This is a genomic window from Thermococcus sp. GR6 (assembly GCF_012027415.1).
GTDB classification, from domain to species: Archaea; Methanobacteriota_B; Thermococci; order Thermococcales; family Thermococcaceae; genus Thermococcus; species Thermococcus onnurineus.
In genome coordinates this window covers 203,211-214,187 of the sequence record NZ_SNUM01000001.1, presented here as the reverse complement: position 1 = coordinate 214,187, position 10,977 = coordinate 203,211, and the positions used below count along the sequence as shown (strand labels likewise).

Genomic DNA, 10,977 nt, shown 5'->3' with positions numbered 1-10,977 from the left:
AAAGCTTCGATATGGCGAACCTTTACACATCGCAAGAATAAAAATTTTACACCCGCTCGTGTGGGGTGTTTGCTTGTTTGAAAAACTAATTTCCCACCAGAATCGAATATTTTTGATTTTCACCCCTATTTAGGCTCTGTGGCTTGTTTGAAATGGCTTACATTCTCAATTCGCCGAAATGAATGATGATTTTCCTTAACTAAAAATTCCTAAACAAGGAGATTTCGGGAATTAGGAGCATGAGAGAGGATTTTGACCTGAGCTCATACACCATTTGAGAAACAAGTTTTTTATCTCTCGATTGTATGTATATTGGTGGTGCTATGGTCGAATATAACAATCGAGTTGTCTTTGAATTAAAAGAGGTGTTCGAGCAGGGCTTCATGCATGAAAACACAATTATTCACTATTGCGATTTGCAGTTCGCAAGAAGGTTCTATGCCCTCATGAGCTGGGCAGAGGGGCTTTATGAGAATCCTGAAAACTTCAGTGGAATCTTCTTTGAATACCTACTCGATGTTCTCCCCGCCCTTGTCGATACAGTCGAATACAATGCTACTAAGAATCTAAACAAAATCAAAGAAGAAATCGATTTCGAGGGCTTTATCAAAGAAATCGAAAAGGCAGATGGTCGCAAACTCAAGAGAATCGCATCACAGCTTCTCGATGAGGCGAATGAACTCATAACTGAGTATGAGAGTCTTGAAAAGCGGGGGCTTGTGGAGGGCTGGTTCTCGCAACACTTCTTCATGATTCGAGATGAGGTTGAAGTGTCTCTCGATGTCTGCTTGAAGAAATACAGCCGCCTCGAATCGAAGCGAGACAGCCTCAAGATGGTGAGGATAGGAGTCGCTTTGATGAGGCAAGCTCTCACAGACTACAAGAAGTATCTGAAAGATGTTCTCAATGTTGATTTATCCGAATAGCCTCTCCTCGAAGCATTTAAATAGCACCTAATACTGAAAAATACTCTCGGTGGTTCGAATGATTCGTGTCAGCGAAAAAAATATCGAGCGGGTTAATGTGACCCCTATTGAAGAAAAGATTTACAAGCTTGTTGGTGAGAGAACATGGCACAAGTATGACTTTGTAATCAAAAATAATGTTGTCATATTCGAGCTTGTGAACTTCAACAATATTATTGGCGAAGAAATGAAATGCGAATTCATGATGCTATATAAAAACAATCGCCTTGTCCCTATTTCCCTCACAACTTCCTTGCTGGCATACCCACATCTCGAACATATCATCAGAATGTATTTGTCATCTGTAGAAGAGGTGATGTCTGCTCTCAATGTGAGGTCTCCGAAAGTTAAGCTCTTCATTGAAATCCTCAATGAGATACTCGATGTGACAAAATATTTCGGAGAAGTCATCGCTTTCGCAATGGATATTTCTTTCGACCCAAGGTTGAAGTCTCATGGAGTCTCAATAAATTATATCCTCTATGAAGACAACAAAACTCGGATTAGTTATACTGTAAAATTACACAAGGAACTACTTTCCCTTATCGATATCCAGAATGATAAGGAGAGAGAAGTTCGGCTCAAAAACCTATTGCTAAATATCCTGTCCAACTTCTATGAGTTCACTGATATAATCTTGAAACTGAGCAAGAAATCAAGGCACAAAATTAGGGTTTACTTTGCGGAGCCGCATAGGTTAATGGTGACCCTTGGTGATGAGGCTAACTCGGTTGATATTAATCTGAAGAATGGGAAAGTAGAGTCAGTTCGCCTCACAGACTACAAGTCTTTCAGAAGTTTTAACAAATTCATACTTGAGACTATTGAGATATTCAAAGAAGCCGAGCGGGTTGGGGCTATCTTGAAAAAATTCGGAGAAGAATATTCTGCGGTTTTCTGGGATATTGACAATTTCATTGAGGAGAACAATCTCGATGTTGATGCTATCATATTGAACATAGAGAACCCTCTCTACAATGGGTATCAATCTGAATATGTGAGGGAAGGCGACAGAAAAGGGCTGTATATCAATCTTTATGGAGTCCGTCCTGATGAGGCGCACAAAGTTCTTACCCAAATCCTCGAAAAGATGAGATGATTTTTGTAATTTTGTCTACAATTTTCAAACTTTTTGACACTTTTTACCCAAAAGTTTTTATATTTTGAAAGAAAAGTAACCTCTGCTGATTTCCTATTCTGGGCCCTCAACATATGGGCTTCGACAAAAATTGAAAGGGGGTGATATTGTGAGTGAGGTCGCCGCTCTTAGACAGCAGATACATGCTACTTATCAGCAATACATCGATGCGATACTCAACATCGCTTTCGACATAACAGAGAATTCAATCGATGAGAATGATGAGCTTATTAGAGAGTTCCGCAAAATCGGGGCAGAGAATTGGCAAATATTCTTTGACTCGAAGTTCGAGACCGATACAAAAGTTCTGAAGCAGATGCTTGCGAGACTCAGAGAAAACATTGACAAATCAGTTGATTTAGAATACAAGATTAGATACAAGTTCAAAATCTGACTCTTTTTCTTTTCTTCTTTCCTGCTCTTAAATACTTTGAGCTTATGTATTATAATAGGTGCAACAGATGAGGCTCATGCACATGCTCGCAAACATTGAAGTATTTTATAACAAAATAGCTGACAGAGTCGCAGTGATTGTCAAACACGACGCAGAGTTTTATGCTTTTACTTATAATAAGCGCACGCATGAGATTCTTGTGCTCTTCAGATACGATATTGTTTCAACAAAGAAAGCGAGCGAAGTAGACAGAGACATAATACTCTTCGAGCTCTCAGCAGTTTTAAACAAAAACAACACTAACAAACATGAGTTCGAGCTCATGAAGAAGCTCATTCTCGATTTTGACAAGCTCACTGACAAACTCGCAGTCGTGAGCGCAGTCGAGTTTTTGATAAGCTATGCGACAAAAGCAGTGTTGCATGATGAACTGCTTGATGATATAGAGAAGCTTGACATACTTCGTGAGAGCTACAACAATATCGTATACACACTGATGCTCGAAAAGAGCAATATCATCGAAGCTGAAGCTGAAAGAAAGTCGAACGAATTATCAAAAGATGATAAAAGTGCGGAGGTGGTCGAATGAAGACAGTTGTAAAGCTTAAGCACTCAACAAACAACAGAAGATACTCAGTTAGCAGGAAAAAGACAGACATTCAATTAGTTGTCTCTATCTCACTCGACAGTTACATACTGCTTAAAAAAGAAGCAGAAAAGCGGGGAATTGGACAGCTGTATTCTCTGATTGCTGAAGCAATTGAAAATTCGCTGTCTTCTACTGAGTTTAATACATTTTTCAGAAAGTTCAAGAGCGAGCGCAGAGAGAAGATGAAGACTGTAAAGCTTGTCAGTCTGAAAGATGAGCATTTCAAAATGCTAAATGAGTTCATAAATAGCTCAGATGTGAAGACAAGCATCAGTGAGCTCATTGATGCTTGCATAACTTTTCACTTTTCACAAAATTGAAAAGAGCGCTTTAACTCTTCTTTTTGTTTTCTTGATAGAAATAAACAACCGCTTCTATGAGCTTGCTGTTTGTTATTTTCATGTCAATGCTATTGTGAATCTCATCGAACTTGCTCTTCTCGATGTTTGTGTATGTTTTTATAACTTTGTAATCATTACATCGCTCAAAGTCTTTAAGAAAGCGCTTGAAGTCATTTAAATGCTCGTGTGCAAAGTTAATCGCTTTGTTCAGTGCCCTAACTTCGTAGCCGCCTCCCTCCTTTTCAGCGAGCAGAGAAATAACTTCAACTGTCTTTTTGTTAAGATTAAAAGTCATCTTTCCAAGCTCGTGTTTTCGCTTGTCTTCTACATCGCTCACATCATCACTGAAATACATTCTCCTCCGCTCTCTGAATCTCTGTAAAATTCGCTGTATTTGTTCATCATCGAGCTCTGACTGCGCCCTGAGCTCTTTGAACCGCTGTGAAAGCCTCTGTGCGAGAATTTTCTCTTTCAAAATTTCTTTTTCATTACTCTTTTTCTTTCTTATTATTGTCAGCATTTCTATCACTATATTTGTTGAAAGTTGAAAGAATTTAAGTCACGCAACTTGCAATGCTCTTGTGTTGCTCACATCTCACTCACAAAAATTGTCGTGCCTTAAATGTTTTGATGTTTATTTTTTTGCGGTGAAAACATGAGCACGATAAGAAAACTGCTCATCGCTGTGATACTGCTCTTGCTGTTGCTATACTTCGCAGTTGACATAAAAGTGATTTATGTCAGCGAAGCTGAAAAAGTTAAGCGCATTCACATTAAGAATGACAGTGTCTGCTTCGAGCTACTGACGCCGAGGAGCGGCATGCCGCTCCTCTTCGAAAAAGCGAGCGACAACAGATATGTCGCTACGCTTGAGTTCACGAGCAGTTCGAACATCTCAGTCCTGCCACTCAAATTTGATTTTGTAGTTGACAATGAAGAGATTGTCGAAAAAAGACAGCTCGACAACAACACATACTACTACAAAGTTAAGATATATGTGTCTGAAGATGTGATGAAGAAAATAAACAATGATGTCAGACTCATTTCAGTCAGCTACGACACGAGCTATGTGACAATAATGCTCGCAGACAACATTATCACAGAGAGCGACACAGAAGACAGTGTGATGAGACTTGTGTTCGAAGAGTTCGTAACGCCGGCGCAGACACTCTACAAAGCGACATTCAGTGTCATAGTTACTGACACGCAGATGTCAGTGACTTCGAGCGACATTAATATTGTTAACTACAATGTTGTCATCACACAGATAAATGAGACTGCATTTAATGCAACAATCACAATTTACACAGATGAGAGCATTCTCAGTATGAACAATCGCACAATTGTTATTACTGTGAACAACAATGACTTTAACTTCATCGTCAACACGAGCGAAATAAACACTGACAGCACAGTCGACAATGTGAGCGACAGTAGTGATAGTTTCACATACAGGGTGCTCGCACAGAGATACACACGCTTCGCAGATTTCACTTTCGATAGTGTGTTGCTCGCTGATGCAAGCTCACAAATTGCATTTGTTAACTTTCTCGAAAACAGAGTCGATGAGTTTTCGCTGAAAGTTGAGTTCTTCGAAGCAGATGCACAGATTGTCGATGTGATACAGACTGCGACAAGCTACATTGTTGTCGCAACAGCGCAGACAAATGCGATTTATCTTGTCAAGCTCGACTACAACTACAATGTCATCGATGCAAAGTCGATTGTTATCAGCGAATTAAGCATAATAACTGCAGACAGCGTCGCTGTCACTGTCGATGACACACTAAGCAGAATTTATGTCGCTGTGAAAGTGAAAGAGAGTGTGCTGACAGTGTATCTACTTGAGGTCGATGCTGACTCGCTGACTGTCATCAACAAAGTCAAAGTTGACTACAACAAAATAACAGCTGATGTTAGTGATGTTAACTACATTAGTGCGAGCGACTTCGATGACATCTCAAATCTTGCAATACTTTACATGAACAACAAAATTGTGACTGCAACAGCAGTCAGAAGCAGAGTAAGCACAATAGCATCAGATGAGAATGACATATTTATCATTTACACAAGATTCACTGACTCGCTCGATGCTGAGTTTGTTGTAATGAAAGATGTCAAGAACAATCAGCTCGATGTCGACAAGCTGAACTTAGAGCTCGCAAGATACAACAGCACTCATTTCAAGTTGCTTATTAAAAACAATGACTATGCAGTTGAAAACATAAAAACCGAAGGGAACATACACTCAATCAACTTCGACACAACAGCAATGTATGAATATTACACATGTGACGAATTCGATGTGAGAGAAGAGTCGCACAAATTTATCAACTATGCAATAATAATGTCAATGAGTGCGATTTTCGCAGACAATGATGACAAAAGAACTATGTATATTATCAATTTCACGACAATTGACAGCACTGCGCTACAGTCTATTGACACGAGCACTGCTGTCATCTCAGACATAAACAAAGACACATTTACATACTATGCGCTCATAAATGATGCAACAAGCACTGTTGTCGCAACTGCGATAGCAGAAATTTATGCGCACTACGATGTTGAATATCTTGTCGATGACACAACAAATACTTACATTTACACAGATTCAGATGACAGCAACAAGTATTACATATTGACAAATGCACAGTCAGTTAGCTACAACATAATATACTTCTTCGAGAACAGCACTGTCTATGACTGGTCAGCATATTTCATCAACACAGAATATTTGCAGTATGATACATATCACAACACAGACAGCACATTCGCTGTCGTGAGCGACTTCATTGTCAGCGAAAGAGATGTCTTTGCAACACTGCGCAGTGTCTGATTACAGCCTTTCCCTCATTTTTGACTTAAATACTTTCAGCATTTTTTACTATAGGGCTAAGTAATGTATGTGCACAAGACTCGTGCATCGCAGATTCTCGATGATGTCTTTGCACTCGCTGATTTTCTATTTGAAGCGGCGGATGAGTTTTATAATGATGAAGACACACTCACAATGTATCAGTTCGACAGACTGAGTAAGCAAAAGTTTGTTTTTGAGGAAAACACATTCAAAGCTGGCGATATCTTCAGATGCACTCATTTCGCAGTCAAAAAGCGATTCTATCTCGAAGAAGTTGTCAAAAAGAAAAAAGAGTGGAGGAAGGCAGAAGAAGACATAAGGAGAGTTCGAGCTCTCGCACTCGACAATTATCTGAAAGAGCAACTCAAAAAGCTCGAAGCACTCGCAAGTAGAAGAGTTTTCGAGTATGACAAGCTCATCAGAATAAGATACAAAAACTCTGTTTTTGTGAGTGAAGTTGACTTATTCCAGCCCGCTGAGGGCTGGTTCATCGAGATTAAGAACAGCTCAAACACATATCACTTTGATTTGCTTCAGCTCGCATTCTTCTCATTCTCAAAGCAAGCAAAAAAGCTTGTCATCATCAATGTGCGAGACAAGAGTGTAAGAGAATACGGCAGAGATGAGCTCGCAGATTTGAGACGAGAATTGTTAATAAGATTCGAAATGTTTTTGATAGCACTGAAAAAGCACAATGAATTCTATGCGAAGCTGGATTTCCGCTTCTGTCGCTTCTGTCCGCTTAAGAAGAGCTGTGAATACCATAAGAGCGAGATTAACAGCAAAATTGCTTTCTCGCTCAGGAAAGTGACGCGGCAGAGGGGGTGCTGTGAGTGATTACAGAAGCGAATGACAAGCGCATTATCAGCTTTGCTGAGTTCATCTTCTCAAAACTCGATTCACACTTCTTCGAGCACGAGCTTGAGAAGTATGTAAAGAAAGCAGAACAACTCAAGCAGAAGCGCATTTCTGCATCAGCGATGAGAGATTACAGCAATTTGATTGTGTTTAATACTGTCGCAAGATGCGAAATGAATGCTTATCTCTCATTTTTGCTTCACAACAACAGCAAGCAAGAAAAACAAGAAAATAAACAAATGAAGAAGGGCGCAAAAAGAAGAAAAAGCAAGAAGAAGAGCAGGAGCAACAACAAAGAGCGTGTCATCGCAACTGCGATTGATTTGTATCTGAAAGAGCAACTCAGAAAGACTAAGCTTTACAGAAACAGAATGTTGCTCTTCGATGTCGTGTTGAAGTATCAAATCAGTGTATCTAACAGCAAATATGTTGTAACAACAGAAGCTGACTACTTCTTGAAAATTAAAAAGACAAGATATCTCATCGAGCTGAAGCACTCAAAAGAGTTGAGGGCATTTGATTTAGAGCACTTGAACTTTTTGTCGCTCTTCAGCTCGAATGTGTTTGTCATCAACACATACACAAGAGAAGTGCTAAAGTTCGAGCAGTCAGAGAGAGAAAAGCAGATGCTTCTTGAGAAGCTTGAAAGGGTCGCAAAAGCAGTCCATTACAGAAATCCAGCCCAACTGAGGCCAAATCTGGCCTTCTGCTGGTATTGTGACAGAAAATATCAGTGTCCTGTCTTCAAAACAATGAGAGAGCTCAATTCGAAATTGTGAGTCAATTCGATTGCATCTCCATACAACTCTTCTACTCCACTAATTCATAATATAATTATATATGAGTTAGTGGTAGTCAAGTAGTCATCTTCTTCATCTTCTCCATTATCGATGAAGGAGAGTCAAGTTTCTTCATGCTTTATTTTAAGCGAAAAATTAATTATTAATTAATTTATTCTGAGAACAGAGAGAAGAGATCTTGACTGATACTCCTCTCAGACAACTCGGATTGACTATTAGTGAAAAAATTATCGAAAATTTTCCGATGACTATGTTCAAACTTGTTCAATGAAAATTAATTATTAATTAATCAATTCTCCTTTTTTAAATCTCATGAGGATATATGATTGTCAGGAACACGAATGGGGAGGAAGCGGAAGTATGGGGTCACAAAGATAGTGTCTGTCTCCCTCGACAAGAAGATTGCTGATGAAATTGAAGAGAAGAAGGGTCGATTGAGCTGGGGTGACTTCATAACTCAACTCTACATCGAGAACAGAGACAAGGCGGAACTCATCATCGAGATTGAACTGCTCAAGCGAAAAATCGAGTCTCTTGAGCTCGAAAACTCTGAACTCAAGAGACAGATTGAACAGCTCGAATCACAGCTCGAAAAGCTCAAGAGCAAACAGAGCAGGAAGACTGCTCTGAAGAAGGCGACTGATGATGCACTCGAAAAACTCTACAGAGCTCTCGAAGACAAGAGAAAAATCAAAGTCCTCGAAGCTCTCAGAATTCTCGGCTATCAGGAGTCAGGAGAGGCCCTGCAGAAGAGAGCGAGAGAGTTCATCAACTCTCTCGATGAGCTCAACCTCGCTGTCGAGAAGAAAGAAAATGTTGGACTTCTCGGCTGGCTGGTCTTCAAGAAGCCAGCCCCTTGAGTTTGTCCCAGTCCACTCTCCTCTTCTCTTCTTCAGAGATGATGCCCTGCTTCTTCGCTCTTTTGATGACAGAAGCGACTGAGTTGTAGCTGTAGTTGAGCAGTTCACTTATCTCGCTGATGCCTTTGCCCTCTTCCCACAGCTTGAGAATCGCCTTGTAATTCAATTTCCTCGGCCTGCCTAACTTCTTTCCTTCTTTCTTTGCCCTTTCGAGGCCTTCCTTTGTTCTCATTCTGATGAAATCTCGCTCTAAATCTGCGAAGAGCGAGATGATTGTGCTGAAAATCTTGAAATACATTGTGTTTTTAGATGAGTCGAGATTCTCTTTCACACTGATGACTCGCACTTTCTTTTTGTTGATGAGCACATCGAGTAGCTGAATCACATCGCTCAGACTCCTCCCTAATCTCGATAATTCTGAAACAATCAGCACATCACCCTCGCTGAGCTGAGAGAACAGCTTCGAGAACTCTTCTCTCTCAAGGGCTCGCACAGACCCCGAAACCCCTTCATCAGAGAACCAGCCCACCTGTTCTGCATCAATGTTGAGCTCTTCGAGTTTCTTCAGAATGCTCTGTTTCTGACTGTTTATATCTTGCTCAGATGTGCTGACTCGAAGATAAGCAAACACTCTCACCCGCACCACCAATAGAATATTGGTGCAAAGTGTATATAAACCTTTTGCACAAACTTTGTGCAAAATTTGAAGTGGGGGATTTGCACTAAAAATCATGAGAAAAATGAGCAGAACAGGTGCAAACTCAAGAGAGGTTTTGCACTGTCAAAAACCCTCGTTTTGCACCATAAAGTTTGTTTTAACCTATTCTATTTCTAACCTTCACTCCTATGTTATCTTTCTCTATCACACTCATCGGCGATTTGAAGCATGATATTCCACATAATACCTCCATCAATGCCCCACTCTAAAATTGAAACATAAAACACAGACTCAACTTCTTCAACTACCCTAATCGCATCAAGTGTCGGGTTTTCTTTGTCCATTTTATTTCGTGTTTTCATTTCAGAAAATCTTTGCAATGACATGATGATAAGAGAAACTCTCATATCCTGCTTATCAAAGACAAGATAAGAGTTCTTTATCTCAGATATTGATGTCGGGACATATTCATACATCAAATCATCAAGATTCCTTATTATCTGGCTATAATCCTTTATTGGGGTGTCCTTTGAGGATAATCTCGGATGAATCCTGAACACTTCATAATTCGATACAAGCTTCTCTACAAAGTTAATGAAGAGGCATTTTGCCATGCATTTATTATTCTTAACCTTGCATTGTTGGGGAACTCCTCTGCATTCTTTATAAGGGAGGACATATGGATATCTATTAAAAGATGGTTTAGGGATGTTTAGAGAATCAAAGAGAAAATAAGGAATTATCAATGCAAAAACCCTGAATAGAACTTTATCTTTGCCTTCAGCATCCCTAAGAATTCCATGAAGGTTCACCTTCAGTAAGGTTATTAGTGTAGTTGCTGAAATATACACTAAAATTGCTACCAAGATATACAAGTGATTCGGATAGAGATATTTAAAATAGTTATTCGCCATTTCAAAGACTATTATTGAAACTGAAGTGTAAATTACAAGCATACCAAAAAGGATGCTCTCAAATCTCCCCCATAGATTATCCAAGACTCCATATAGGGGAATATTCAATTTAGCATTTCTAACAAACCTTGCCATATCTCTGATGACATTTTCCTTGAGGACATCTTCATTCGATGGTGTTGTGAGGTATTTTCCTATGTTGTCCAATATGTCCTTTTTTAGACTTTCATATTCCCTTTCCTTGGCCTTCTCACTTTCAATCTCTTCCTTTTCTTTCTTTGCCTGTTCTTTTATAAAGTGCCGAATTATGATATAAAGAAGAACAAACACCACATAGTGCCAGAAATGTTGATTCGAAGTAAACTTTTCTAATCCTGTTTCGATGCTCCTGTAGTATGGAATAATGAAAATGATTGGAAATAAAATCAGAGAGGTAAATATATAATAGAGTGAAATCACTTGTGTAAGTTTCAACATGCGAACTACCTTAGTTTCATCGGTAACTATGTCTGGAATATTAAAGATGTCCATCAATGACAT

The 10,977-nt window shown here is 39.4% G+C and carries 12 protein-coding genes; 9 read left to right on the top strand and 3 right to left on the bottom strand.

Annotated elements, in window-relative coordinates:
* Positions 1-323: 323 nt before the first annotated feature.
* The 5 genes from E3E32_RS01240 (at position 324) to E3E32_RS01220 (ending at position 3,466) form a co-directional block, all read left to right on the top strand.
* Positions 324-926, top strand: a complete 603-nt coding sequence (locus E3E32_RS01240) for a hypothetical protein (RefSeq protein WP_167729847.1) — start codon at positions 324-326, stop codon at positions 924-926.
* A gap of 58 nt (positions 927-984) precedes the next feature.
* Entirely contained in the window at positions 985-2,064 is a 1,080-nt protein-coding gene (locus tag E3E32_RS01235; protein WP_167729846.1) for a hypothetical protein, read from the top strand.
* Between the two features lie 148 nt (positions 2,065-2,212).
* The gene (locus E3E32_RS01230; protein ID WP_167729845.1) at positions 2,213-2,497 is read left to right on the top strand and encodes a hypothetical protein; all 285 of its coding nucleotides are present in this window, start codon (positions 2,213-2,215) and stop codon (positions 2,495-2,497) included.
* Between the two features lie 67 nt (positions 2,498-2,564).
* The gene (locus tag E3E32_RS01225; protein ID WP_167729844.1) at positions 2,565-3,086 is read left to right on the top strand and encodes a hypothetical protein; all 522 of its coding nucleotides are present in this window, start codon (positions 2,565-2,567) and stop codon (positions 3,084-3,086) included.
* The gene (locus E3E32_RS01220) at positions 3,083-3,466 is read left to right on the top strand and encodes a hypothetical protein (protein WP_167729843.1); all 384 of its coding nucleotides are present in this window, start codon (positions 3,083-3,085) and stop codon (positions 3,464-3,466) included. Before E3E32_RS01225 ends, E3E32_RS01220 begins: the two co-directional genes overlap by 4 nt.
* Positions 3,467-3,476: 10 nt before the next feature.
* On the opposite strand, the gene E3E32_RS01215 is transcribed toward E3E32_RS01220, so the two are convergent.
* Positions 3,477-4,007, bottom strand: a complete 531-nt coding sequence (locus E3E32_RS01215) for a hypothetical protein (RefSeq protein WP_206205184.1) — start codon at positions 4,005-4,007, stop codon at positions 3,477-3,479.
* Positions 4,008-4,142: 135 nt separating this feature from the next.
* Between E3E32_RS01215 and E3E32_RS01210 the strand changes: the two genes are divergently transcribed.
* The 4 genes from E3E32_RS01210 (at position 4,143) to E3E32_RS01195 (ending at position 8,865) form a co-directional block, all read left to right on the top strand.
* Positions 4,143-6,326, top strand: coding sequence for a hypothetical protein (locus E3E32_RS01210; protein ID WP_167729841.1), 2,184 nt, complete (start codon positions 4,143-4,145; stop codon positions 6,324-6,326).
* Between the two features lie 63 nt (positions 6,327-6,389).
* Positions 6,390-7,184, top strand: a complete 795-nt coding sequence (locus E3E32_RS01205; protein WP_167729840.1) for a hypothetical protein — start codon at positions 6,390-6,392, stop codon at positions 7,182-7,184.
* Complete coding sequence (locus E3E32_RS01200; protein ID WP_167729839.1) at positions 7,181-7,984, top strand: hypothetical protein; 804 nt, start codon at positions 7,181-7,183, stop codon at positions 7,982-7,984. The genes E3E32_RS01205 and E3E32_RS01200 overlap by 4 nt, the downstream gene beginning before the upstream one ends.
* A gap of 362 nt (positions 7,985-8,346) precedes the next feature.
* Positions 8,347-8,865, top strand: a complete 519-nt coding sequence (locus tag E3E32_RS01195) for a hypothetical protein (RefSeq protein ID WP_167729838.1) — start codon at positions 8,347-8,349, stop codon at positions 8,863-8,865.
* Here the strand turns inward: E3E32_RS01195 and E3E32_RS01190 are convergent.
* Together E3E32_RS01190 and E3E32_RS01185 are read right to left on the bottom strand one after the other, a co-directional pair.
* The gene (locus tag E3E32_RS01190; protein WP_167729837.1) at positions 8,846-9,511 is read right to left on the bottom strand and encodes a recombinase family protein; all 666 of its coding nucleotides are present in this window, start codon (positions 9,509-9,511) and stop codon (positions 8,846-8,848) included. The genes E3E32_RS01195 and E3E32_RS01190 overlap by 20 nt on opposite strands.
* Before the next feature lie 203 nt (positions 9,512-9,714).
* The gene (locus tag E3E32_RS01185; RefSeq protein ID WP_167729836.1) at positions 9,715-10,977 is read right to left on the bottom strand and encodes a hypothetical protein; all 1,263 of its coding nucleotides are present in this window, start codon (positions 10,975-10,977) and stop codon (positions 9,715-9,717) included.

Coding starts and splice junctions, on each gene's coding strand:
- E3E32_RS01240 (WP_167729847.1), top strand. CDS start 324: ATGGTCGAATATAACAATCGAGTTGTCTTTGAATTAAAAGAGGTGTTC.
- E3E32_RS01235 (WP_167729846.1), top strand. CDS start 985: ATGATTCGTGTCAGCGAAAAAAATATCGAGCGGGTTAATGTGACCCCT.
- E3E32_RS01225 (WP_167729844.1), top strand. CDS start 2,565: ATGAGGCTCATGCACATGCTCGCAAACATTGAAGTATTTTATAACAAA.
- E3E32_RS01220 (WP_167729843.1), top strand. CDS start 3,083: ATGAAGACAGTTGTAAAGCTTAAGCACTCAACAAACAACAGAAGATAC.
- E3E32_RS01215 (WP_206205184.1), bottom strand. CDS start 4,007: ATGCTGACAATAATAAGAAAGAAAAAGAGTAATGAAAAAGAAATTTTG.
- E3E32_RS01210 (WP_167729841.1), top strand. CDS start 4,143: ATGAGCACGATAAGAAAACTGCTCATCGCTGTGATACTGCTCTTGCTG.
- E3E32_RS01205 (WP_167729840.1), top strand. CDS start 6,390: ATGTATGTGCACAAGACTCGTGCATCGCAGATTCTCGATGATGTCTTT.
- E3E32_RS01195 (WP_167729838.1), top strand. CDS start 8,347: ATGGGGAGGAAGCGGAAGTATGGGGTCACAAAGATAGTGTCTGTCTCC.
- E3E32_RS01185 (WP_167729836.1), bottom strand. CDS start 10,977: ATGTCATTGATGGACATCTTTAATATTCCAGACATAGTTACCGATGAA.